Source organism: Sphingomonas sp. SP5 (assembly GCF_058313455.1).
In genome coordinates this window covers 153,957-175,830 of sequence record NZ_JBZFLF010000005.1, presented here as the reverse complement: position 1 = coordinate 175,830, position 21,874 = coordinate 153,957, and the positions used below count along the sequence as shown (strand labels likewise).

Sequence of the window (21,874 nt, the reverse complement as noted above, 5' to 3'; positions counted from 1 at the left end):
GTCATGGGAGAATGACGCATTCGGCAGGTCGTGGCTGCCATCCTCCCGCTGTGCGGCCATCGTTCCGATGATCTCGCCACCGGTGCTTGTCCCTGCTAAGGTAACCGGTGTCAGGAGCATGCTGCGTGCAGGCTCGCATGTCAACATCCCGCAAACCGCAAAGATGGAGGCGACTATGGCAATGATCTCGGGGCTTTTAATTCTGGCAGCGCAAACCGTGCCCGCTGCGCCGGCGGAGCGGCCGATGGTGGTGGTGGACGAGCGGACGGTGGTGCGCGAGGAGCCGACGCCGCATGGCAGGATCGGCACCAGCACCGCCTATCGGATCAGCGATGCCGTGCCGGTGCGCACGATGGAATTCCGCAAACGGGTGCTGCACGTCGGCGCCGCGATCGGCCCGCATCCGCTGGCGCATGACGAGGTCTATTACGTCCTGTCGGGCGAAGGGGTGGTGTCGTCGGGCGCGGAGACGAAGCCGCTGAAGCCCGGCATGGCCGCCTATCTCTACACCGGCGCGACGGTGGGTATCCGCCAGGTCGGCAAGACGCCGCTGACGCTGATCGTGTCCTATCCGATCGTCACCGGCGCGGCGCACTGATCGGCGCGCCCGTTCGGCCGGGCGGTCTGCAGCAGCTGCCGCCCGCGTCGGAGGGTCTTTGGTGCGACCATCGTGGTGGAAAACTGGAGCGGGCGAAGGGATTCGAACCCTCGACCCCAACCTTGGCAAGGTTGTGCTCTACCCCTGAGCTACGCCCGCTCTGGCGCCTGAACCGGCGAACCGGCTGGGTGAGGCGCGCCACTAGCAGCGCCTTTCGGGGGCCGCAACCCCCATCGTGAAAATTGCGTGCAGATTGGGGCTTGGCGACTCGATATCTAGAACATTACAAGAACAGTGATGAACGACTCGTCCGCCCTGATCGCCCGGCTGCGCGGCATTGCCGCCGGTACGGGGGCTGCGCAAGCGGCACCGGCACCGGTGGACGGCTGGCTGACGCAGGGCCTCGCCACCGCCCAGCTGCACGAGATCTACGCGCTCGATGCCGAGGACGGGGCGAGCGGGGCGGGATTCGGCATCGCCAATGCGCTGGCGGCGGGGGCGCTGCCGCTGCTGTGGTTGCGCACCGAGGCATGCGAGCGCGCGCAGGGCCGGCTGCATGCCACCGGCCTCATTGAACTGGGCCTGCCCGCCGATGCGCTGGTGCTGGGCATCGTCGCCGACGAAGCGGCCTTGCTGCGCGCGGCGGCGGATGCGGCACGCTGCGCCGGCCTGGGGTGCGTGCTGGTGGAAAGCGTCGGCCGCGCGCCCGGCCTGGACCTCACGGCGACGCGGCGGCTGATGCTGGCGGCGGAGGCGTCGGGCGTCACCGTGCTGTCGCTGCGGGTCGGCGCGGAGCCGACGGTCAGCGCCGCGGCGACACGCTGGGCGGTGGCGGCCGCGACGTCCACCGCGCTGGATCAGGGAATCGGCGGGGAGGCTCCCGGCCTGCCCGCCTATGACGTCGAATGCCTGCGCCGGCGGGGCGGCCCTGCCAGCGGCCGCTGGCGCGTGGAGTGGGATCGCAATGCCAAGAGTTTCCGTGGAGCGCCGCTATCTGGCGCTGGTCTTTCCCTGGCTGCCGATCGACCGGCTGCGCGCCACCCGGCCGCACCTGTTCGTGCAAGCGGGTGAGACGCCGGTCGCCTTTGTCGAGACGGTCGGCCAGGCGGTACGGCTGACCGCGACCGATCGTACCGCGGCACGCCTGGGGCTGGAGCCGGGCCTGACGCTGGCCGATGCCCGGGCACGCGTGCCGGAGCTGGAGGTATTCCCTGCCGATCCGCATGCCGACATGGACTGGCTGGAGCGGCTGGCCGACGGTTGCGCGCGCTACAGCCCGACGGTGGCATTGGCGCCGCCCGATGCGCTGGTGATCGACGTCGCGGGCTGCACCCATGCCTTCGACGGCGAGCGGCCGCTGGCGGCGGACGTGGAGGCGCGGATGGCGCGGCGCGGCATCCTCGCCCGCCACGCCTTCGGCGACACGCCGGAAATCGCGCAGGCACTGGCGCGCTATGCCGGCGCGCCCGCCCCCGACGAACGGCGTGCGGTGAAGCGGTTGCCGGTCGCGGCGCTGGAACTGGATGCGGATGCGACGGTGGCGCTGACCCGTGCCGGGCTGAAGACGGTCGGGGACGTCATGGCCCGGCCGATCGCCGGCATCGCGGCGCGATTCGGCGAGGCGGCGGCAAGCGCGGTGCGCCGGCTGGCGGGCGACGACCGGGCGCCGGTGCGGCCGAAGGTGCGCGTGGCTCCGATCGCGGTGGAGCGCCGCTTCGCCGAGCCGATCGCGCGTACCGACGATGCGCTGGACGTGCTGGAGGAGCTTGCCGGCGAGGCGGCGCGAACGCTCGACGAGCGGCATCAGGGCGGCCGGCGCTGGGAGGCGCGGCTGTTCCGCGCCGACGGCCATGTCCAGTCGCTGCGCATCGAGACGGGGCAGCCGACACGCGACGTGGCGCTGCTGATGCGCCTGTTCGCCGAGCGGATCGACAGCCTCGCCGACCCGCTCGATCCGGGTTTCGGCTATGATCTGGTGCGGCTGGACGTGGCGCTGGCCGAGCGGCTCGATGCGGCGCAGCTGCGGCTGGAGGGCGGCGCGGCGCAGCGCGGCCAGGTGGAACAGCTGGTCGACCAGCTGTCGACGCGGCTGGGCCGCGGGCGGGTGCGCCGCTTCGCCCCGCGCGACAGCCATATCCCCGAGCAGGCCGAGCTGATGCTGCCCGCCACCGCCCCTGCCGCCGCCGATGCGCCCGCCGCCTGGCCCGCGGCGGAGGCGGGCGAGCCGCCGCTGCGCCCCATCTACCTGTTCGACCCGCCGCAGCCGATCGAGAGCGTGATGGCCGAGGTGCCGGACGGCCCGCCGCACCGCTTCCGCTGGCGGCGGCGGGTCCACGAGGTCGCCCGTGCCGAGGGGCCGGAGCGGATCGCCGGCGAATGGTGGCGCCGCCACGACGCGACGATCCCGACGCGCGACTATTATCGTATCGAGGACCGGCGCGGCCGCCGATACTGGATCTTCCGCCACGGCCTGCACGACGAGCGCGACCACCCGCGCTGGTACCTGCACGGGCTGTTCGCATGAGCGATGCGCCGCGATTCGCCGAATTGGTCGCGGCGACCAATTATTCCTTCCTCCATGGCGCGAGCCACCCGAGCGATGTGGTGGCACGCGCGGTGGAGCTGGGGCTTGCCGCCATCGGCATCGCCGACCGCAACACCGTGGCCGGCGTCGTCCGTGCCCATGACGCCTTGCAGCGCGCCGAACAGGGCCTGCTCGGCCAGCGGCTGCCGCCGCTCGACTTCAGGCTGGTGGTGGGCGCGCGGCTGGTGTTCGCCGACGGCACGCCCGATATCGTCGCCTATCCCGCTACGCGGCATGGCTGGGGACGGCTGACGCGGCTGCTGACGGTCGGCAACCGCAGGGCGGTGAAAGGCGGCTGCATCCTGGGGCTGGGCGATCTCGCCCGGCATTGCGAGGACCTGCTGCTGATCGCCCTGCCCGACAGCAGCACGACGCCCGCTGAGCCGATGCCGGACGCGCTGATCCCGCCGAGGCGCAGCGACCCCGGCCTGGCCGCCACGCTGGCGCTGCTCGCCGACATGGCGCCGGGGCGGACATGGCTGGGCGTGACCATGCCGCGCAGCGGGCGCGACCGCCGCCGCCTGGCGCGCCATGCGCGGATCGCGGCGCAGGCCGGCGTCCCGCTGCTCGCGACCACCGATGCGCTCTACGCGCAACCCGACGCACGGCCGCTGCACGATGTCGTCACCTGCATCCGCGAAGGGCGCACCGTCGCGCACGCCGGACGCCTGCTCGCCGCCAATGCCGAGCGACATCTGAAGCCGCCAGCCGAGATCGCCCGCCTGTTCCACGGCTGGCCGGAGGCGATCGTCGAGAGCCTGCGGCTGCTCGACCGGATCAAGTTTCGGCTGGACCAGCTGCGCTACGAATATCCGCACGAGCCGGTGCCCGCCGGCTGGCAGGCGCAGGACTGGCTGGAGCATCTCACCTGGCAGAGCGCGATCGACCGCTACGACGGCTATGTCCCCGACAAGCTGCTCGGCCTGCTGCATGAGGAGTTCGCGCTCATCCGGTCGCAGGGCTATGCCCATTATTTCCTGACGGTGCACGACATCGTCCGCTTCGCGCGGACCACCAGCCCGCCGATCCTGTGCCAGGGCCGCGGGTCGGCCGCCAATTCGGCGGTGTGCTGGCTGCTCGGCGTCACCTCGGTCGATCCGATGCGCTACGACCTGCTCTTCTCGCGCTTCGTATCCGCCGAGCGCAACGAGCCGCCCGATATCGACGTCGATTTCGAGCACGAGCGGCGCGAGGAGGTGATGCAATATATCTACGAGCGCTATGGCCGCCACCGTGCGGCGATCGCAGCGACGGTGATCCACTACCGGCCGCGCAGCGCGGTGCGCGAGGTCGGCAAGGTGCTGGGCCTGTCCGAGGATGTGACCCAGCGCCTGACCAGCACGATCTGGGGCAGCTTCACCGATCGGCTGGAGGACAAGCATCTCCAGCAAACCGGCTACGATACCGCCACGCCCGAAATCGCGCGGCTGTGCGACCTGGTGGCGCAGCTGCTCGAATTTCCCCGCCATCTGTCGCAGCATGTCGGCGGCTTCGTGCTGACCCAGAACCGCCTCGACGAGACGGTGCCGATCCACAACGGCGCGATGAAGGACCGGACCTTCATCGAATGGGACAAGGACGATATCGACTGCCTGGGGCTGATGAAGGTCGACGTGCTGGCGCTCGGCATGCTGACCTGCATCCGCAAGGCGTTCGACCTGATGGACGAGCACGGCCTCGGCCGGCACGACCTCGATTCCATCCCGCCCGACGCGCCGCCGGTCTACGACATGCTGTGCAGGGGCGACAGCATCGGCGTGTTCCAGGTGGAAAGCCGCGCGCAGATCAACATGCTGCCGCGCCTGCGCCCCCGCAAGCTGTACGACCTCGTCGTGCAGGTGGCGATCGTGCGGCCCGGACCGATCGAGGGCGACATGGTGCATCCCTATCTGCGGCGGCGTGCCGGCCGCGAGGCGGTGGACTTCCCCTCCCCCGATCCCCGGTGCGGACCGGCCGACGAACTGCGCACCTTGTTGCGGGAAACCTATGGCGTGCCGCTGTTCCAGGAACAGGCGATGAAGCTCGCCATCGTCGCCGCCGGCTTCACCCCCAGCGAGGCGAACCAGCTGCGCCGCGCCATGGCGACGTTCCGCCATGTCGGCGGCATGGACAATTTCCACGAAAAGCTGGTCGGCGGCATGATCGGCCGCGGCTACGAGCGCGACTTCGCCGAGCGTTGCTACAAGCAGATCGAGGGGTTCGGCAGCTACGGCTTTCCCGAAAGCCACGCTTTGTCCTTTGCGCGGCTGGTGTACGTGTCGTCGTGGATCAAATGCTTCCACCCGGCCGCGTTCGGCTGTGCGATCCTCAACGCGCAGCCGATGGGCTTCTACGCGCCCGCGCAGCTGGTGCAGGACGCGCGCGACCATGGCGTCGTCGTTCGCCCCGTCGACGTCAATGCGAGCGTCTGGGACAATGCGCTGGAGCCGCTCGACGACGGCAGCCACGCGATCCGGCTGGGGTTCCGCCAGGTCGACGGCTTCCGGCAGGCCTGGGCGGAGGCGCTGGTCGCCGCGCGCGGCGAGGAGCCCTTTGCCGGCATCGAGGCGGTGGCGGCGCGTGCCGGACTGCCGACGCGCGGGCTCAACCTGCTCGCCGATGCCGATGCCTTCGGCTCGATCGCGATGCCGCGGCGCGATGCCTTGTGGGAGGTGCGGCGCACGCCCCCCAGGCAACTCGCGCTGTTCGCCGCCGCGGACGCACCCGAGCTGGCCGAGGAGGCGGATGCGCGCCTGCCCGCCATGCCGCTGTCCGAACAGGTGGCGGCGGATTACCAGACAACGCGGCTGTCGCTGAAGGATCACCCGATGCGGTTCCTGCGGCCCGTGTTCGCCGCCGAAGCAGTGCTGTCGAGCGCGGAGGCGGCCCGCGCCCGCGACGGACGGCGCGCGCGCGTCGCCGGCGTGGTGCTGGTCCGCCAGCGGCCGGGCAAGGGCAATGCGATCTTCGTGACGATCGAGGACGAGATGGGAATCACCAACGCCCTGCTCTGGGCGCGCGATTTCGAGGCGCACCGGCGCGCGGTGATGGCGGCGCGGCTGCTGGTGCTGGAAGGGGTGATCCAGCGGAGCGACGAGGGCGTCGTCCACCTGATGACGACCAGGGCATACGACCGCACCGCAGAACTCGCGCGCCTCTCTTCCGATTACCGGGCCGAGACGCCGCTGCTGCCGGTGGACGAGGTGATCCGCCCCAAGCCGATCGTCAGCCAGGATCCCCGCGGCCGCCACCCGCGCGACGTGCGGATCATGCCGCCGTCACGCGATTTCCACTGAGCGTTCCAGCGAAGCCGACGCCATAAACGGAATGGCCCCCGCTCCGGGGGCATGGAGCGAGGGCCGACCTAGCGTTCGTCACGCAGGCGGGAAGTGGTTGATGTCATCCGGGCAACAGGGGGAAAAATCCCGGACGCCCCACATCCGCGAGGGCCCTTCTAGGCCAAGCAACCTGTCGCTTGCATGAATGACGGGTCGGATTCTGCCCTGTCAGCGGCTATTGGTCCGCCGTGGGTCGTTCCATTTGAACGTCTGGTCGCTAACCGGTACGCCGAATCGCTGATTCGACAGGCGAATCGTCGTGCGATTGTTCTGGCTGTCTAGCGCCACCCAGCCTTGCAGCGACAGACCCGCCGGCGCCGAGGGCTGGCGCGCGAAGATCAATGTGATGCGGCCATATTCGGGATGCTTCGGATCGTTCGCCTCGACCGATACGACCGCGTCGTTGCCGGTCTGCACCAGCCGCGCATAACGGGTGATGTCGCGGGTGGGATCGAGCAGCACGCCGAGCGGCGAATTCTTGATCGGCCAGCGCTGCACCTGCCGTACCGAATAATCGATGAAGGTCAGCGCGCCACCTTCCGCGACGATCAGGATCGGCACGCCCTTTTCATATTGGAAGCGCAGCTTGCCCGGCTTCTTGAGGGTGAAGGTGCCGGTCAGCACCTTGCCGTTGCGATCGGTCTGCGTGAAGTCGGCGGTCATCGTCTCGACCGACTGGAGGTGCCGCTGCACCGCGGCGAGATCGCCGGTCGCCTGGGCGGGGAGGACGGCGGGCGCGACCAGCGCGGTGAGGGCAAGGGCGTATCGGATCATGGGCATCCTGATGCAGGGCGAGCGTTGAATGCGTGCTTAACCGCCAAACGCCGCCGGGGTTCAAGCCCCCGGCGGCCCCCCCCTTCACTTGCCCGGCCCGAGCAGGTTGGCGCGCCAGAACAGGAGGCTGGTCCAGAACTGATAGTCCTGGTTCTCCTTCTTGGCGAAGCCATGGCCCTCGTCCCTGGCCAGCAGGTGCCAGGCGGGCACGCCGTTGGCGCGGACCGCGGCGACCATCTGGTTCGCCTCCGATGCCGGCACGCGCGGATCGTTGCCGCCGGTGACGACCATCAGCGGGATCTTCAGTTCCGCGGCGCGGGTCAGCGGGCTGATCGCGGTCAGCTTGGCGCGCTGCTCCGCCACGCGCTCGTCGCCATATTCGACCCGGCGCAGGTCGCGGCGATAGCTTTGCGTGTTTTCGAGGAAGGTGACGAAGTTGGAGATGGCGACGATGCAGTTCGCCGCCTTGAACCGGTCGCCGTAGCGGATCGCCACCGCATAGCACATGTAGCCGCCGTAGCTGCCGCCCGTCTCCGCGATCCGTTTGGGATCGATGCGCGAGTCCTTTTCCAGCCGGTCGAGGAAGGCGCCGATATCCTTCACCGAATCCTCGCGCTTGAACGGCCCGTTATCGAGCGCGACGAAGCGCTTGCCGAACCCGGTCGAGCCGCGGACGTTAGGGTAGAAGATCGCGATCCCGAGTTCGTTGATGAGATAGTTGTTGCGGCCGAGAAAGCCGGGGGTCGACTGCCCTTCCGGCCCGCCATGGATGTTGAACAGCAGCGGCCGCTTGCCCGGCCAGCGCTTCGGATCGGGGCGGTAGAGGAAGCCCGAGACGGGTTCGCCGTCGAAGCTCTTCACCTCGATGAATTCAGGCTCGACGTTGCGCTGCGGATCGAGTCCGCCGGTCTCGCTGGCCGTCCAGCGCGTCACCTTCAGCGTCGCGGGATCGAGTGAATAGGTATCGGCCGGCGCCTTCGCCGAGGTGAGCGTGAAGCCCAGCGCCCCCCAGGGCGCGAACGCCACACCGCCGATCCCGCCCGCGGGCAGCGGCACGGTGCGAGCCCGCCGGCTGGCGACATCGAGCAGCTTCAGCCGGTCGATGCCGGCTTCGTTGACGACATAGGCGATGGTGCGGCCGTCGTCGGATATGTCGAAGCCAGCGACATCCCATTTCACCTCGGGCGCCACCGCGGTGAAGCGGCCGGTCCGCGGATCGATCGTGCCGAGGCGCTGGAAGTCCGATCCTTCGTCCGAGGTCACCCACAAGGTACCGTCGGGCGCGAACTTCGCATCGCCATAGGCGATCGGCTGCGCCGGGTCGCCGATCGGGGTCATGCGGCCGGTGGCGACCGTCATCAGGTACAGGTTGGTCTTGTTGACCGACAGATACTGGCTGACCACCGCGGTCTTCGCATCGGGCGCGAAGTCGCCGATCGCCCAGCCGCCGCCCTGCACCCTGGCAACGAGCCGGTCGCTCTTGGGATCGCGCGGATCGATGATGTAGAGGTCGTTGTCCGTCCCGTTGCGGCGCGTGGAGGAATAGCCGAGCCAGCGCCCGTCGTGGCTCCAGGCGTTGATCGCGTTGCGGCTCTTGCCGTCGGTGAGCAGCGTGAGGCGACCGTCCTTCAGCGTATAGAGCTGCCAGAATTCGCTGCCGCCGACGTCCTTCTGCACCACCAGCACGTCGCCGCGGCGGGGCGCATAGCTGGCGCCGGCGATCGCATCCGCCTCGAACGACAGCTGCCGCCGCATGCCCAGCGGCATCGCCACCTCGTGCAGCTGCGCGGTATTGCCGAAGCGGGTGGACACCAGCACGCCGCGCGTCACCGGGTTCCAGCCGTCGAACCCGGCGGCGCGCGATTCGAGATAGGGCCGCGTCGCATCGGCAAGGGCCTGCGGCACCGGCGGGATGCCGTCGGCGACGATCGCCGCGGGCGGCGCGACGGTGGGGCCGCTATCCTGAGCCATCGCCGCGCCGGCAATGGTCAGCGTGACGGCTGCGGTGATGCGTTTCACTGGCGTTCCCTCGATGTGTTATATCAAAGCGATAGAGTGGCAGGTCGGTAGCCCGGATCAAGCGGTTTCGGGCAAGCGTGGCCGCGAAAGGTCACAAAAGTCTCACGAACGCAGGTGTCGTCAGCGAGTGCGAGCGGATGTCAAAGAGCAGTGGACGAGACGATCTCGGAGCGGTGTTTCACGGCTTTTCCAAATAGGACAGCGTGAATCGTGCGGTCACTTAAACGAGGTCGATGGCAGCACCGCGGACCCATACGCGATCGTCCATCGGGGGCTTAGGACCAATCGACATTCAATCCCTCCCCGCCAAGGCAGGGCTATTGCAATCGGCTGTCTGATCCGGGGGGTTCTTCAATCCTCCGTCATTCCGGCCTTGGTCCGGCATCCACCGTGCCGCGCACCCATACGCTATGGATTTCGCGGCGCGGTGGACCCCGGAACACGTCCGGGGTGACGAAGGATACCTGGATGGCATGCCCCTTCACCTGCAGCCGGCAGCTATCATCGCCATATGCGATAGCTGCCCTGGCGGGGGAGGATGAAGAGGGTCCTTCATTCTGCATGTCGATCAGCCCTAGCGAACGCAGCCCCACGCTCAGATCGCGTGTCCCTCCGTATCGCGCAGCACCTCGCGGCGGCCGACATGGTCGGGGCGGCTGACGATGCCATCCTTTTCCATCTTTTCGATCAGGCGAGCGGCCGAATTGTAGCCGATGCGCAGCTGGCGCTGGAGCCAGCTGGTCGAGGCCTTTTGCGATTCGCACACCAGCTGGATCGCGGCGCGATACTGCTGGTCTTCGGCCGTGTCCTCGCCCTCCGGTGCGCCTTCCAGTGCGAAGCTGTCTTCGGGTTCTTCGGTGACCGAGCTGATATAATCGGGCTGACCCTGGGCGCGCCAGTGATCGGCGATGCCGCGCACCTCGTCGTCGCTGACGAAGGGGCCGTGAACGCGGACGATGCCCTTGCCGCCGGGCATGTAGAGCATGTCGCCGCGCCCCAGCAGCTGTTCGGCGCCCTGTTCGCCCAGGATGGTGCGGCTGTCGATCTTGCTGGTGACGTGGAAACTGATGCGGGTCGGCAGGTTCGCCTTGATGACGCCGGTGATGACGTCGACCGACGGGCGCTGCGTCGCCATGATGAGGTGGATGCCGGCGGCGCGCGCCTTTTGCGCGAGGCGCTGGATCAGGAATTCCACCTCCTTGCCCGCGGTCATCATCAGGTCGGCGAGCTCGTCTACGATGACGACGATCTGCGGCAGCGGCTCGTAGTCGAGCTGCTCCTCCTCATACACCGGCTGGCCCGTTTCGGGGTGATAGCCGGTCTGGACGCGGCGGCCGAGGCGCTGGCCCTTGGCCTTGGCGGCACGCACCTTGTCGTTGAAGCCCGCGAGGCTGCGCACGCCGACCGACGACATCTGGCGATAGCGATCCTCCATCGTCTCCACCGCCCATTTCAATGCGCGCACCGCCTTGGCGGGATCGGTGACGACGGGGGACAGCAGGTGCGGGATATCGTCGTACATGCTCAGTTCGAGCATCTTGGGATCGATCATGATCATCCGGCACTGGTCGGGCGTCAGCCGGTAGAGCAGCGAGAGGATCATGCAATTGAGGCCGACCGACTTGCCCGAGCCGGTGGTGCCCGCGACGAGCAGGTGTGGCATCGGCGCGAGATCGGCGATGACGGGATCGCCGGCGATGTTCTTGCCCAGGATGATGGGCAGCTGCGCCGCCTGATCCTCGAACGTCTGGCTGCCGACGAGTTCGTGCAGGCTGACCGATTCGCGCTTCTGGTTCGGCAGCTCGATGCCGATCACGTTGCGGCCGGGGATCACCGCGACGCGCGCCGACACCGCGCTCATGTTGCGGGCGATATCGTCGGCGAGCGCGATGACGCGGCTGGCCTTGATACCGGGCGCGGGCTCCAGTTCGTACATGGTCACGACCGGGCCGGGGCGCACTTCGTTGATGACGCCGTGCACCTTGAAATCGTCGAGCACGTTTTCGAGCAGGCGGGCGTTGCGTTCCAGCGAGGCCTTGTCGATCGTCCCCTTGGGCGCGGGCGGCGCCGGGGTGAGCAGGTCGATCTGCGGCAGCGCATAGGTGTGGCCGAGGTCGAAGCTCTGCTGCTTCGGCTTGGGCCGGGCGGCGGAGGGGGCGACCGTGCGATCGGCGATTACCGGCGCGGGGCGCGGATCCGGGGTGGCGACGGCGCGCGGCTCCACCACCTTGCGGGCGAGTTGCAGCGGCTCTTCCTCCTCCTCCTCGTCCACGTCGTAATCGTACACGTCCTCGATCGTCTCGCCGTCGGCGGTGCGGATGCGACGCAGGCGGAAGCGACGTTCGCCGAGGTCGATCTCCAGGCTCTTCGCCCAGACGATGATGCCGGCGACGCCGATGACGAGGCCGATGCCGCGCGCCAGCCAGCGTTCGGTGCCCGGCTGGCCGATGAACGACAGCGCCCATGCGACGAGGCGCGCCACCGACAGGCCGACCACCCCGCCCCAGCCCGCCGGCAGCGCCAGCACCGAGGAATCGGAGACGAAGGCGAGCGCCGCCGCCATCAGCGCGACGCCGATCACCGCATTGCGCAGCATCGCCGCCCAGCGCCCCGGCGGCTGGTCGCGCCACAGCCTCGCCGCGACGATCGGCCCGACCGGCAGCAGCAGCGCCACCGCCGGCCCGAAGACGGTCAGCGCCAGATCGGCGAACCACGCCCCCGGAGGACCGGCGAGGTTCTGGATCGGCCCGCCCGAGGCGGTGTTGAGCGCGGCGTCGCTGGCATGGTAGCTCGCCAGCGCCAGCACCATCAGCAGCGTCACCAAGATGATGGCGATCGCCGCGATCAGCGCTCCGCCGCGCACCGCCCCCGCCTTCACCGTCTCACGCAACAAGCCTGGCTGCGCACGGCTCGCCATCGCCCGATCCCTTCAATGTGCGAAAAATCGCCGGAATCATCGGGCCGCGGCGGCGTTCCGTCAAGACGGCTGCGACGGGGCGATCCGGGGCGCTGCTCTTCGTCAGCCGCGACGCCGTTGGCAGGGACCGCCGCGACCTGTAGGGGAAGGCGCATGGATACAGACGTCATCATCCTCGGCGGCGGCCTGGTCGGCGCGACGCTAGCGCTCGCGCTCGATGCGCATGGGGTCGGCAGCATCGTCGTCGATCCCGCCGATCCGGCGGTGATGCTGGCCCCCGGCTTCGACGGGCGCGCCTCGGCGATCGCCAGTGCGAGCGGGCGGATGCTCGATGCGATCGGCGTCGGTGCGCGGCTGGCCGGCCAAGGCTGCGCGATCCGGCATATCCGGGTGAGCGACGGCCTTGCCCCCGGCAAGCTCGATTTCCGCCCCGGCGAACGCGACGATCCGCTGGGTACGATGTACGAGAACAAGCTGCTGCGGCGCGCCCTGTTCGAGGCGGCGAGCGCCGCGACCCATGTCGACCTGCGCATGCAGACGCGCGCGACGCAGGTGGTGAGGGGCCCGGCCGGCGTCACCGCGACGCTCGATTCGGGTGCGACCGTGACCGCAGCCCTGCTGGTCGCGGCGGAGGGACGTAATTCACCGACGCGCGAGGCGGCGGGCATCCCGGTGGCACGCTGGCACTACGATCATGCCGCGATCGTCGGCGCCTTCCACCACGAACACAGCCATGAGGATATCGCGTTCGAGATCTTCTACCCCTCCGGCCCGTTCGCGCTGCTGCCGCTGCCCGACGACGACATCGGCCATCGCTCGGCGATCGTCTGGTCGGTGAAGGGGGCGGACGGGCCGGGCATGATGAAGCTCGGCGACCGGGCCTTCCTGGCCGAAGCGAGCAAGCGCATGGGCGGGTTCCTGGGCGAACTCTCCGCCCCCTCCCCGCGCGCGAGCTACCCACTGGGCTTTCACCATGCGGCGCGGATCACCGCGGAGCGGCTGGCGCTGGTCGGCGACGCTGCACATGGCATCCATCCGATCGCGGGCCAGGGGCTCAACCTGGGCCTGCGCGACGTGGCGACGCTGGCCGAGGTGCTGGTTGAGGGCAAGAGGCTGGGGCTCGACCTCGGCGATCCCGCGCTGCTCGAGCGCTACCAGCGCTGGCGCGGGCTCGACACGCTGATGGTCGCCGCCGCCACCGATACGCTGACCCGGCTGTTCGGCATCCCCGGCAAGACGGCGAGTGCGGTGCGCCGCCTGGGCATCAGCGCGGTCGACAAGCTGCCGCCGCTCAAGAACCGCTTCATGGCGGAAGCGCGTGGCGAAAGCGGCGCGCTGCCCAAGCTGCTGCAGGGATTGCTGGTGTGAGCGAGCCGGCCCCCTCGCCTGCCCCCGCCCCCGCCCCCGCCCCGGCCCCCGCCCCTGCTCCCGCTACGCCGATGAGCAGGGCGCAGCGCGGGGTGGCGCGCGGGATCGGGATCGGGTTGGGGCTGACGCTGGCGGCGGCGATCATCGGCTATGCGCGCAGCTATGCCGCGACGCTGGATGCGCGGCTGTTCACGCTGGGCATCGCGGCGCTGACGCTGGGCCTGTGGGTCGCGGCGGCGATCGGCGACGTGGCGCGGCGGCGCTATGGCTCGACGGACGCGATCGATGGCGGCAACGGCATCGATCCCCGGGTGGATGCGGCCAATGCGGTGCTGCGCAACACCGCGGAACAGGCGCTGCTCGCGCTGCTGGCCTATGGTGCGCTGACCCTGGTCAGCGACCATGCACGGGTGCCGGTGGCGCTGTTCGCGGCGTGCTTCTCGGCGGGGCGGCTGCTGTTCTGGAGCGGCTATCGCGATGGCGCGGAGGCGCGTGCGCTGGGCTTCGCGCTGACCTTCTACCCCAGCGTCGCTGCGCTGCTGATGGCGGCGCTGGCGCTGGTCGGGTAACGGCGGCCCTGCGTCAGAGGCGCCGCGCGTCGTCCGCCAGCATCACCGGCACCCCGTCGCGGATGGCATAGGCGAGGCCCGCGGCCTCCGAGACCAGTTCCTGCGCGGCTTCGTCGTAGCGCAGCGGCTGGCGGGTCACCGGGCAGACCAGCCGTTCGAGCAGCCAGGGGTCCACAGTCATTTCCCGCTCCTCATTGTAGCGTCACCTTGTCCTCGCCGTCGTGGCGGCCGAAGAATTGCATCAGCTGGATGATGAGTTCGGCGCGCGTCTCGATATCCGGCGCCTCGAGCAGCGCCTGTTTCGCCGCGGCATCGAACGGCGCGATCTGGGCGATGCCGTTGACCAAGCTTTCATCGTCGAGCCGGCCGACCGCCTCCCAATCCACCGCATAGCCCTGCGTATCGGCGAAGCGGCGCGATTCGAGTTCGAGCGACGATCGTCGGCCGAGCGACAGGGTTTCGTCCTCCGGCACCGGCAGCAATTCCGCCTCCACTTGGCGGAACGGGGTCGTCACGTCGAGTTCGCGCAGCACCCGGAACAGTGCCACGCCCTCCAGCACCAGATTGTAGCGGCCGTCGTCCAGCGCCTCGACCTCGGCGATCCGGCCGACGCAGCCGATGTCGTAGAGCGTCGGGCGATCGCCGCCGCCCGCCATTCCCATCGGCTGGATCATGCCGATGCGCCGGTCGCGCACCATCGCATCGCTCACCATCGCCCGATAGCGCGGCTCGAAGATGTGCAGGGGCAGGTGCATGCCCGGGAACAGCAAGGCCCCGGGCAAGGGAAAGATCGACAGGCGCGTCGGGTTCGTCATCCGAACAGGATCGCGGAGAGCCGCCGCCGTTGCGCGGATACCCAGGGATCCTCCAGCCCGACGACCTCGAACAGCTTGAGCAGCTGCGCGCGCGCCGCGCCCTCGTTCCATTCGCGGTCGGCGGCGACGATGTAGAGCAGATTGTCCGCCGCCGCATCGCGGTTGCCCGCCGCCATCTGAGCGTTGGCGAGCGCGAAGCGGCGTTCGTGGTCGTCGGGATTGTTGGTAACCTCTGCCTCCAGCCCCGCGAAATCCTCCACCGGCTGCGCGCTTTGCGCCAGTGCGAGCGTCGCCTTGGCGCGTTCGATACCGGCATCCTTGAGGTCGGCGGGCAAGGCGTCGATCGCCGCCTGCGCCTCTTCGGTCTGTCCTGCGGCGACGAGCGCGCGGATGCGGCCGGAGAGGACGGCGGGATGATCCGGCGCCATCTCGAACAACTGGTCGAAGATCGACAGCGCGCGCGCCGCATCCCCTTCCGCCAGCACGTCCTCACCCATCGCGATCAGCGGCTCGATCTCCGCCGCCGCATCGGCATCCGCCGACTGGATCGGCAGCTGTTTCAGCAATTGGTCGAGGATGGTGCGCAGCTGCGATTCGGTGCGGGCATTGGTCAGGTCGGCGACCAGCTGGCCCTGGAACATCGCATAGACGGTCGGGATCGACTTGATCTGGAATTGCGCGGCGATGAACTGGTTCTTGTCGGTATCGACCTTGGCCAGCACGACGCCCTTGTCGGCATAGGCCGCGGCGACCTTTTCCAGCACCGGCGCCAGCGCCTTGCACGGCCCGCACCATTCCGCCCAGAAATCGATAATGACGAGGGAGGTCATCGACGGTTCGACGACGTCGCGGCGGAAAGCCTCGACCGCCTGCTTCTCGGCTGGCGACATTCCTAACGTGGCCAAAAGCTGCTCCTTCGTATGCGTTGTCGCCCATGTGGGGCAGGATGCGCGCGACGCCAAGGGTTTTGCCAAAAGCCCGGTACGTCTGGCGGCGGCTCCCTGCCCTCGCTACATGGCGGCGTGTGAAGATCGTTTCGTGGAACATCAATTCGGTCCGCTTCCGGATCGCCATCGTCGAACAGTTCCTGCGCGAGGCGGAGCCGGACATCCTGTGCCTGCAGGAAACCAAGGTGATCGACGCCGACTTCCCGTTCGATACGTTCCGCGCGCTGGGATACGACCATACCGTCATCCACGGCCAGCGCATGCATCATGGCGTCGCGATCCTCAGCCGGGTGCCCATCGCCGAGGACGATCGGTTCGACTGGCAGGCCAATCGCGAGGCGCGGCATGTCGGCGTGCGGCTGCCGAACGGCGTGCGGCTGGAGAATGTCTACGTACCGGCAGGCGGCGACGTGCCCGATCGTGCGGTTAATCCGAAGTTTGGGCAGAAGCTGGATTTCGTCGAGCGGATGACCACTTGGTCTAGGGACCTCGATGGCCCGACCATCCTGACCGGCGATTTCAACATCGCGCCGCTGCCGAGCGACGTGTGGAGCCACAAGGCGCTGTTGAAGGTGGTCAGCCATACACCGATCGAGGTCGAGGCGCTCGACCGGTTGAAGGGGTCGAACGACTGGGTCGACCTGGGCCGGCATTTCCACCCGGCGCCGGCGCGGCTGCATACCTGGTGGAGCTATCGCTCGCCCGACTGGACCAAGAACGATCGAGGCCGGCGGCTCGATCATATGTGGGCGACGGGCGACGTCGCCGCGGCGGCGGTGAGCCACAGGGTGTTCGAGGATTGCCGCAGCTGGCTGAAGCCGTCGGACCATGTGCCGATCATGACCGAGTTCGCCTTTTGAACCGCCGGTCCGACACCGCGCGCGACGTGGCACGGGCGATCGACGCGCTGCGCCGCGGCTGGCCGATCGCGATCCATGCCGACGACGAAGCCCCCCTGCCCCTGCTCGCGGTGGAAACCGCCGATCCCAATGGTGTCGCGGCGTTCGCGGCCGATGGCGGCTTTCCGCTGCTGATCTCCAGCGGGCGGGCGGCGACGCTGAAGCTGACCAACCAGCTCGCCGCCGCCGATCCGGATACGCCGGTGGTGATCGAGCCGGCGCGCTGGCTCGACTTTTCCACCGCGGTGGCGCTTGCCGATCCGCAATTCGACCTCGCGACGCCGTTGAAGGGTCCGTTCCGCACCATGGCGGTCGACCGGCCGGTCGCGAGCCTCGCCGCGATCCGGCTGGCGCGGATCGCCGGGCTGCTGCCGGCCTTCGTCATCGACGGGCGCGATCCCGAGGTGACGATCGCGCCGCGAGCGATCGAGGCGCATCAGGACGCGCGCGCGCTGCGGCTGGCGACGCGGGCGCGGCTGCCGGTCGATGGCGCCGAGGATGCGGAGATCGTCGCCTTTCGCGCGCCCGATTCGAGCGACGAGCATGTCGCGCTGCTGATCGGCCAGCCCAATGGCACGCCGCCGCTGGTGCGGCTGCACAGCGAATGCCTGACCGGCGACGTGCTCGGCAGCCTGAAATGCGATTGCGGGCCGCAGCTGCGCGCAGCGATCACGGCGATCCGGGCGCATGGCTGGGGCATCCTGCTCTACCTGCGGCAGGAGGGGCGCGGAATCGGCCTGGTCAACAAGCTGCGCGCCTATGCGCTGCAGGATCAGGGGTTCGACACGGTCGATGCCAACACGCGGCTGGGCTTTGCGGTGGATGCGCGCGATTTTGGCGTGGCGGCGCGGATGCTGGAGCTGATCGGCCAGCGGTCGGTGCGGCTGCTGACCAACAATCCCGCCAAGGTCGCCGGGCTGGAGGCAGCGGGAATCGCGGTGGTCGAGCGCGTGCCGCATGCGCTACCGCCCAACCCGCACAATGCGCGCTATCTGGCGACCAAGCGCGACCGAACGGGGCATCAATTGTAGGCGGGACGCGCCTCGATCACTCCACGAAGGCGTCGGGATCGATTAGTCCGGTCAGCCGCCGAGCCGCCCGCCTAGCGAAGGCGAGGGTGCAGCGTTTGCGGACGTGCGCGGGCAGCGGGACGGTATGCGCCTCGCGTACGATCGCCGCATCGTAGCGGTCGGCGACGATCACGCCGGTCCGCTCCGGCAGGAAGGCGCTGCCGTCGAGCGGTGCGAGGTCGAACCCGGCCGGCACCGCCCAATAATAGCGATCGCAATGGCCGAGGTAATCGGGCCATTTGCCATCCCCCATCAGGTCGGCGCGCGACACCTTGATCTCGACGATCACCAGCTGGCCGCGTGCGTCCACCGCCATCAGGTCGGCGCGGCGCCCGCCCTCCAGCGGGACTTCGGGTATCGTGGTGAGGTCGTGGCGCAGCAGCATCCGGGTGACGCCGCGCGCCACATCGGCAGTGCAGATCGCGGGATCGCCGCCGTCCAGACAGGAAGCCGGGGCCATGTCGAGCATGACCGCCGCTTTAGGAACATTCAGCGAACGGGGCAAGCACCCATGGATAATGCTGGGGCGGCAATCAGCGATAGAAGACGTGGTGGCCGATCATCGCGATGCGGGTGAGATTGCGGCCGGGGCGGCGATCCGGCGTGTTGAAGAACAGCGCCTTGGGGGCGGGGCTTTCCCAGGCGGCGGCCATCGCGACCTTGGCGACGGCGAGGGCGGTGCGCCAGGCGGTGCGGCCTTCGTCGATCGACGGGATTTCACCGCCGCGCACGAAGCTGAACTGGCCGCGCTGCTTCACCACCGAGCACACGTCGGCAGGGAAGCGGCCCGATTTCGAGCGGTTGATGATGACGTTGGCGACGGCGAGCTGGCCGGCGAGCGGCTCGCCTTTGGATTCGAAATAGATCGCACCGGCGAGGCAGCGTTGCGCCTCGTCGATCTCGGCACTTTCCTGCGCCGCGACGGCTTCGGCGAGGCTGTCGTAATCGCCATCGTCTTCGGTGATGGACGGGGCGGCGGGGCGGGAAACGGGCAGGCTCTGCACCATCTGCAGCGCCGGGGCGGCGCGGGGGGCGGGAACCGCGATGGGGGCAACGGTGTTGATGACCTGAACCGCAGAGGCCGGCGCGGGGATCGCGGTGCGATCGGGCGTTTCGGCGGTGGCGGCACCGGCGAGGCCGGCCAGCGAGAGGGTCATCGCCGCGATGATCGCGGCACGCTGCATGATCGTCATCAACGTATTCGACATGCGGTTGGATCACGGGCAAACCGGCGTGGCCGGATCGTCCGGGTGTCCCCCCGACTGCGTCACCGGCCCGGATCGCACCCCGGCGCAGCACAACGCGTTTTCAACATGGCTGTTGCATCGCCATGCCGCGCGCGATGCGTCAATCGGCCAGGATCGTTTCAGCGGCGAAGCGTTGGGCTTCCGCGCCGTCCAGATCGACGACCCACAGATCGGGATCGCGTGACCGCCGCCGCTGCCAATAGGCCTCGGCCCCATCGGACGGGACCGAATCGGTCAGACCCACAGCCCCATCCAGGCCGATTGTGCGTTCCAGCACCCGTACCGGACCTGAACGATCGTCGACCAGCAGCAGGATGCCGCCACTGTGGGGATCGCCCCTGGCACGGATCATGGCGATGCCGCCCGCGTCGTTGACCCGGCGCACCAGCGCGCCGACGACGAGCTGCGTCGGCAGGCGGTCCGTCACGGGATGCGATAGCCGGGCAGGCCGGACAGCGGGATCTGCGAGCGCATGAAGGTGCCGGTGCCCCGCGCCGCTTCCTCGCCATCGGCGTCGATCAGCCGGGCATCGGCGACGTAGACGCGGCGCCGGCCGCTGATCCAGCGCCCCTCCGCCACCACCGGCCCCGCCTTCAACGGGCGCGTCAGCAGCAGGTTGAAGGCGGTGGTGAGCAGGAATCGATCGGTGACGAGGCTGTTCGCCGCATAGAAGGCGGCGTCATCGAGCATCTTGAAATAGCCGGTGCCGTGCGCGGCGCCGGCGGCGTGGTAATGGCGTTCGTCGATGCGGAAATGGATGCGCGCGACGCCGGCCTCGACGATCTCCAGCCGCGATTCGAACAGGCGGTTGATCGGCGCTGCGGCATAGAGCGACTCCAGCGCGCGGTAATGCGCCGTGGCGCCCGCATCCTCAGGCGGCATCGCGCGCCGCGTCGGCGGTGAACAAGGCGTAGAGCGCATCGGGGGAACCCGCCCCGCGCAGCTTGCCGAGGAAGGTGCGATCGCGCAGCCGCCGCGAGACGCGGGCGAGCGCCTTCAGATGCTCCGCCCCCGCCTCCACCGGCGACACCAGCATGAAGACGAGGTCGACCGGCAGATCGTCGACCGCGTCGAATTCGATCGGCTGGGCAAGGCGCATGAAGACGCCGGTCACCGCCGGCAGATCGGGCAGGCGGGCATGCGGGATGGCGACGCCGCCGCCGAAACCGGTCGAGCCGATCTTCTCGCGCGCGATCAGCCGTTCGGCGGTCAGCCGCCCGTCGAGGCCGAGCGCATCCGCCGCGGTGGCGAGCTGCGCGAACAGGCCCTTCTTATGGGCGACGGCAACGTCCTTGTAGACGGCCTCCGGACGCAGCAGGTCGCTGAAGTCTTGCATGACGCTTTCTGGGGAAGGGGAGGAACCCCGCCGGCCCTAGCCGGTCCGGCGGGGGATAGGAAGGTCAGCCGGCGGCGGGCTGGGTTGCCTCGACCCGCTGCGGCTCGACCCAGCCGATCGTGCCGTCACCGCGGCGATAGACCATGTTGTAGGTGCCGGTGCCGGCGTTGCGGAACAGCAGCGCCGCGGTGTTGCGCAGGTCGAGCATCATCACCGCATCCGACACGCTGGCATCGGGAATGTCGACGCGGGTTTCGGCGATGATGAGCGGCGCATCGCCGGTATCCTCTTCGGCCACCGCTTCCTGGAACAGGGTATAGCCGGCGTTGTCGTAGCCCATGTCCTCCTGCATCGCGACCGCCTCACTGGCGTGGCGATCCTTGAGGCGGCGCATGTAGCGCCGCAGCTGCGTCTCGATCTTGCCGGCCGCCCCGTCGAAGGCGGGATGGGCATCCTGCGCCTGGTGGCTGCCCTTCAGCACCAGCCCCTTCATCACGTGGACGACGATGTCGCAGCGGAAGCCGACGTCGTGCGGCCCCTTGCTGAACGTCACCTCCGACGAAATGGCACGGGCGAAATATTTGGTGGCGATACCCTGAAGCCGGTCGCTCGCATGATCCTTGAGCGCGTCGCCGGTTGCGACCTGGTGACCAGAAATCCGGATATCCATCGTCTTCTCCATCAATGTGGGCCGGCCTGTTGGCCTGTACCCGGTTGGCGTTATTCGAACGCCTCGACCCCCCAAAGCGGATCCTGTAACTTGGCAACAAATGCGGCGTGGGCTGCAAGTTCCGTCGGCGAGGCGCGGAACGTGCGCGGCGGGCGCACCGTCACCGGCTTGCGCACCGCGACCTGCACGCTCTCCACCGCCGCCACGTCGCTGACCAGGCCCAGGCCGATCTGGCGGCCGCCCATCAGCTCGACATAGACCTGCGCGAGCAGCTGCGCGTCGAGCAGTGCGCCGTGCAGCACGCGGTGCGACCGGTCGACGCCGAAGCGCGAACAGAGCGCATCCAGCGTGTGCTTGGCGCCGGGATGGCGGCTGCGCGCGATCTGCAGCGTATCGACCATCCGCCCGACATGGACGATCGGCCGGCCGCACTTCTGCAACTCGCCGTTCAGGAAGGAAAAGTCGAAGCCGGCATTGTGCGCGATCAGCGGCGCATCGCCGAGGAAGTCGACCAGGTCGTGCACCGCGTCGGCGAACTTGGGCTTGTCGCTGAGAAACGCCTCGGTGATGCCGTGCACCGCCTGCGCCTCGGCCGGCATGCCCCGTTCGGGATGGTAATAAGCGTGGAAGGTGCGGCCGGTCTCGACGCGGTTGACCATCTCGACGCAACCGATCTCCACGAGCCGGTCGCCGCCGGCGAAACTGAGGCCGGTGGTTTCGGTATCGAAAACGATCTCGCGCATG

General features: G+C 69.0%; 21 protein-coding genes and 1 tRNA gene. 8 read left to right on the top strand and 14 right to left on the bottom strand.

Annotation, left to right across the window (positions count from 1 at the left end; translation table 11 throughout):
* Window positions 1-181 precede the first annotated feature (181 nt).
* Window positions 182-598: a cupin domain-containing protein gene (locus AC4GY7_RS13645; protein WP_491115370.1), complete on the top strand. Its 417-nt coding sequence runs from the start codon at window positions 182-184 to the stop codon at window positions 596-598.
* An 84-nt stretch (window positions 599-682) separates the two neighbouring features.
* On the opposite strand, the gene AC4GY7_RS13640 is transcribed toward AC4GY7_RS13645, so the two are convergent.
* A tRNA-Gly gene (locus AC4GY7_RS13640) sits at window positions 683-757 on the bottom strand.
* A gap of 138 nt (window positions 758-895) precedes the next feature.
* On the opposite strand from AC4GY7_RS13640, the gene AC4GY7_RS13635 reads away from it, so the two are divergent.
* Genes AC4GY7_RS13635 through AC4GY7_RS13625 form a run of 3 tightly spaced genes read left to right on the top strand, consistent with a single transcriptional unit; the run spans window position 896 to window position 6,457 of the window.
* On the top strand, window positions 896-1,669 hold the full coding sequence (locus AC4GY7_RS13635; RefSeq protein ID WP_491115072.1) for a hypothetical protein: 774 nt from the start codon (window positions 896-898) through the stop codon (window positions 1,667-1,669).
* On the top strand, window positions 1,563-3,122 hold the full coding sequence (locus AC4GY7_RS13630; protein WP_491115070.1) for a Y-family DNA polymerase: 1,560 nt from the start codon (window positions 1,563-1,565) through the stop codon (window positions 3,120-3,122). The genes AC4GY7_RS13635 and AC4GY7_RS13630 overlap by 107 nt, the downstream gene beginning before the upstream one ends.
* On the top strand, window positions 3,119-6,457 hold the full coding sequence (locus AC4GY7_RS13625) for an error-prone DNA polymerase (protein ID WP_491115068.1): 3,339 nt from the start codon (window positions 3,119-3,121) through the stop codon (window positions 6,455-6,457). Before AC4GY7_RS13630 ends, AC4GY7_RS13625 begins: the two co-directional genes overlap by 4 nt.
* 210 nt (window positions 6,458-6,667) lie before the next feature.
* On the opposite strand, the gene AC4GY7_RS13620 is transcribed toward AC4GY7_RS13625, so the two are convergent.
* The 3 genes from AC4GY7_RS13620 to AC4GY7_RS13610 all read right to left on the bottom strand — a co-directional run bounded on the left by AC4GY7_RS13620 (window position 6,668) and on the right by AC4GY7_RS13610 (window position 12,209).
* Complete coding sequence (locus AC4GY7_RS13620; protein ID WP_491115066.1) at window positions 6,668-7,273, bottom strand: LolA family protein; 606 nt, start codon at window positions 7,271-7,273, stop codon at window positions 6,668-6,670.
* A gap of 84 nt (window positions 7,274-7,357) precedes the next feature.
* Window positions 7,358-9,292 (bottom strand): S9 family peptidase, encoded by a 1,935-nt coding sequence (locus AC4GY7_RS13615; RefSeq protein ID WP_491115064.1) that lies wholly within the window; start codon window positions 9,290-9,292, stop codon window positions 7,358-7,360.
* A 595-nt stretch (window positions 9,293-9,887) separates the two neighbouring features.
* Window positions 9,888-12,209 (bottom strand): DNA translocase FtsK, encoded by a 2,322-nt coding sequence (locus AC4GY7_RS13610; protein ID WP_491115062.1) that lies wholly within the window; start codon window positions 12,207-12,209, stop codon window positions 9,888-9,890.
* Between the two features lie 153 nt (window positions 12,210-12,362).
* Here AC4GY7_RS13610 and AC4GY7_RS13605 point away from each other — a divergent pair, with 153 nt between their 5' ends.
* Both AC4GY7_RS13605 and AC4GY7_RS13600 read left to right on the top strand, forming a co-directional pair.
* Window positions 12,363-13,577 carry a UbiH/UbiF/VisC/COQ6 family ubiquinone biosynthesis hydroxylase gene (locus tag AC4GY7_RS13605; RefSeq protein ID WP_491115060.1) on the top strand — a complete coding sequence of 405 codons (1,215 nt, stop codon included), beginning with the start codon at window positions 12,363-12,365 and terminating at the stop codon, window positions 13,575-13,577.
* A complete protein-coding gene (locus tag AC4GY7_RS13600; RefSeq protein WP_491115058.1) occupies window positions 13,574-14,146 on the top strand; it encodes an MAPEG family protein in 573 nt (190 codons plus the stop codon). Before AC4GY7_RS13605 ends, AC4GY7_RS13600 begins: the two co-directional genes overlap by 4 nt.
* Before the next feature lie 13 nt (window positions 14,147-14,159).
* On the opposite strand, the gene AC4GY7_RS13595 is transcribed toward AC4GY7_RS13600, so the two are convergent.
* Genes AC4GY7_RS13595 through AC4GY7_RS13585 form a run of 3 tightly spaced genes read right to left on the bottom strand, consistent with a single transcriptional unit; the run spans window position 14,160 to window position 15,851 of the window.
* The gene (locus AC4GY7_RS13595) at window positions 14,160-14,327 is read right to left on the bottom strand and encodes a Trm112 family protein (protein ID WP_491115056.1); all 168 of its coding nucleotides are present in this window, start codon (window positions 14,325-14,327) and stop codon (window positions 14,160-14,162) included.
* Window positions 14,328-14,337: 10 nt separating this feature from the next.
* Window positions 14,338-14,961, bottom strand: coding sequence for an LON peptidase substrate-binding domain-containing protein (locus tag AC4GY7_RS13590; protein ID WP_491115054.1), 624 nt, complete (start codon window positions 14,959-14,961; stop codon window positions 14,338-14,340).
* On the bottom strand, window positions 14,958-15,851 hold the full coding sequence (locus AC4GY7_RS13585; RefSeq protein WP_491115368.1) for a tetratricopeptide repeat protein: 894 nt from the start codon (window positions 15,849-15,851) through the stop codon (window positions 14,958-14,960). The genes AC4GY7_RS13590 and AC4GY7_RS13585 overlap by 4 nt, the downstream gene beginning before the upstream one ends.
* Before the next feature lie 134 nt (window positions 15,852-15,985).
* On the opposite strand from AC4GY7_RS13585, the gene AC4GY7_RS13580 reads away from it, so the two are divergent.
* Together AC4GY7_RS13580 and ribA are read left to right on the top strand one after the other, a co-directional pair.
* Window positions 15,986-16,768, top strand: a complete 783-nt coding sequence (locus tag AC4GY7_RS13580) for an exodeoxyribonuclease III (RefSeq protein ID WP_491115052.1) — start codon at window positions 15,986-15,988, stop codon at window positions 16,766-16,768.
* Window positions 16,765-17,838, top strand: a complete 1,074-nt coding sequence (gene ribA / locus AC4GY7_RS13575) for a GTP cyclohydrolase II (protein WP_491115049.1) — start codon at window positions 16,765-16,767, stop codon at window positions 17,836-17,838. The genes AC4GY7_RS13580 and ribA overlap by 4 nt, the downstream gene beginning before the upstream one ends.
* A 16-nt stretch (window positions 17,839-17,854) precedes the next feature.
* Here the strand turns inward: ribA and AC4GY7_RS13570 are convergent, their stop codons facing one another.
* From AC4GY7_RS13570 to dnaQ, 7 genes are all read right to left on the bottom strand, one after another.
* Entirely contained in the window at window positions 17,855-18,346 is a 492-nt protein-coding gene (locus AC4GY7_RS13570; RefSeq protein WP_491115047.1) for an MmcB family DNA repair protein, read from the bottom strand.
* A gap of 64 nt (window positions 18,347-18,410) precedes the next feature.
* A complete protein-coding gene (locus AC4GY7_RS13565; RefSeq protein WP_491115045.1) occupies window positions 18,411-19,085 on the bottom strand; it encodes a cell wall hydrolase in 675 nt (224 codons plus the stop codon).
* A 139-nt stretch (window positions 19,086-19,224) separates the two neighbouring features.
* Entirely contained in the window at window positions 19,225-19,551 is a 327-nt protein-coding gene (locus tag AC4GY7_RS13560) for a DUF1491 family protein (protein WP_491115043.1), read from the bottom strand.
* Window positions 19,548-20,006 (bottom strand): PaaI family thioesterase, encoded by a 459-nt coding sequence (locus AC4GY7_RS13555; protein ID WP_443584405.1) that lies wholly within the window; start codon window positions 20,004-20,006, stop codon window positions 19,548-19,550. The genes AC4GY7_RS13560 and AC4GY7_RS13555 overlap by 4 nt, the downstream gene beginning before the upstream one ends.
* A complete protein-coding gene (locus tag AC4GY7_RS13550) occupies window positions 19,996-20,460 on the bottom strand; it encodes a PTS sugar transporter subunit IIA (RefSeq protein WP_491115040.1) in 465 nt (154 codons plus the stop codon). The genes AC4GY7_RS13555 and AC4GY7_RS13550 overlap by 11 nt, the downstream gene beginning before the upstream one ends.
* 64 nt (window positions 20,461-20,524) lie before the next feature.
* Window positions 20,525-21,130, bottom strand: a complete 606-nt coding sequence (gene hpf / locus AC4GY7_RS13545) for a ribosome hibernation-promoting factor, HPF/YfiA family (protein WP_491115038.1) — start codon at window positions 21,128-21,130, stop codon at window positions 20,525-20,527.
* Window positions 21,131-21,180: 50 nt separating this feature from the next.
* Window positions 21,181-21,873 carry a DNA polymerase III subunit epsilon gene (dnaQ, locus tag AC4GY7_RS13540; protein ID WP_491115035.1) on the bottom strand — a complete coding sequence of 231 codons (693 nt, stop codon included), beginning with the start codon at window positions 21,871-21,873 and terminating at the stop codon, window positions 21,181-21,183.
* Between the last annotated feature and the right edge of the window lies 1 nt (window position 21,874).

What these genes read in the sequence shown, in the direction of transcription:
- AC4GY7_RS13645 (WP_491115370.1), top strand. Translation starts at nt 182, where the DNA reads ATGATCTCGGGGCTTTTAATTCTGGCAGCGCAAACCGTGCCCGCTGCG.
- AC4GY7_RS13635 (WP_491115072.1), top strand. Translation starts at nt 896, where the DNA reads ATGAACGACTCGTCCGCCCTGATCGCCCGGCTGCGCGGCATTGCCGCC.
- AC4GY7_RS13630 (WP_491115070.1), top strand. Translation starts at nt 1,563, where the DNA reads ATGCCAAGAGTTTCCGTGGAGCGCCGCTATCTGGCGCTGGTCTTTCCC.
- AC4GY7_RS13625 (WP_491115068.1), top strand. Translation starts at nt 3,119, where the DNA reads ATGAGCGATGCGCCGCGATTCGCCGAATTGGTCGCGGCGACCAATTAT.
- AC4GY7_RS13620 (WP_491115066.1), bottom strand. Translation starts at nt 7,273, where the DNA reads ATGATCCGATACGCCCTTGCCCTCACCGCGCTGGTCGCGCCCGCCGTC.
- AC4GY7_RS13610 (WP_491115062.1), bottom strand. Translation starts at nt 12,209, where the DNA reads ATGGCGAGCCGTGCGCAGCCAGGCTTGTTGCGTGAGACGGTGAAGGCG.
- AC4GY7_RS13605 (WP_491115060.1), top strand. Translation starts at nt 12,363, where the DNA reads ATGGATACAGACGTCATCATCCTCGGCGGCGGCCTGGTCGGCGCGACG.
- AC4GY7_RS13595 (WP_491115056.1), bottom strand. Translation starts at nt 14,327, where the DNA reads ATGACTGTGGACCCCTGGCTGCTCGAACGGCTGGTCTGCCCGGTGACC.
- AC4GY7_RS13590 (WP_491115054.1), bottom strand. Translation starts at nt 14,961, where the DNA reads ATGACGAACCCGACGCGCCTGTCGATCTTTCCCTTGCCCGGGGCCTTG.
- AC4GY7_RS13585 (WP_491115368.1), bottom strand. Translation starts at nt 15,851, where the DNA reads ATGTCGCCAGCCGAGAAGCAGGCGGTCGAGGCTTTCCGCCGCGACGTC.
- AC4GY7_RS13570 (WP_491115047.1), bottom strand. Translation starts at nt 18,346, where the DNA reads ATGCTCGACATGGCCCCGGCTTCCTGTCTGGACGGCGGCGATCCCGCG.
- AC4GY7_RS13565 (WP_491115045.1), bottom strand. Translation starts at nt 19,085, where the DNA reads ATGTCGAATACGTTGATGACGATCATGCAGCGTGCCGCGATCATCGCG.
- AC4GY7_RS13555 (WP_443584405.1), bottom strand. Translation starts at nt 20,006, where the DNA reads ATGCCGCCTGAGGATGCGGGCGCCACGGCGCATTACCGCGCGCTGGAG.
- AC4GY7_RS13550 (WP_491115040.1), bottom strand. Translation starts at nt 20,460, where the DNA reads ATGCAAGACTTCAGCGACCTGCTGCGTCCGGAGGCCGTCTACAAGGAC.
- hpf (WP_491115038.1), bottom strand. Translation starts at nt 21,130, where the DNA reads ATGGATATCCGGATTTCTGGTCACCAGGTCGCAACCGGCGACGCGCTC.
- dnaQ (WP_491115035.1), bottom strand. Translation starts at nt 21,873, where the DNA reads ATGCGCGAGATCGTTTTCGATACCGAAACCACCGGCCTCAGTTTCGCC.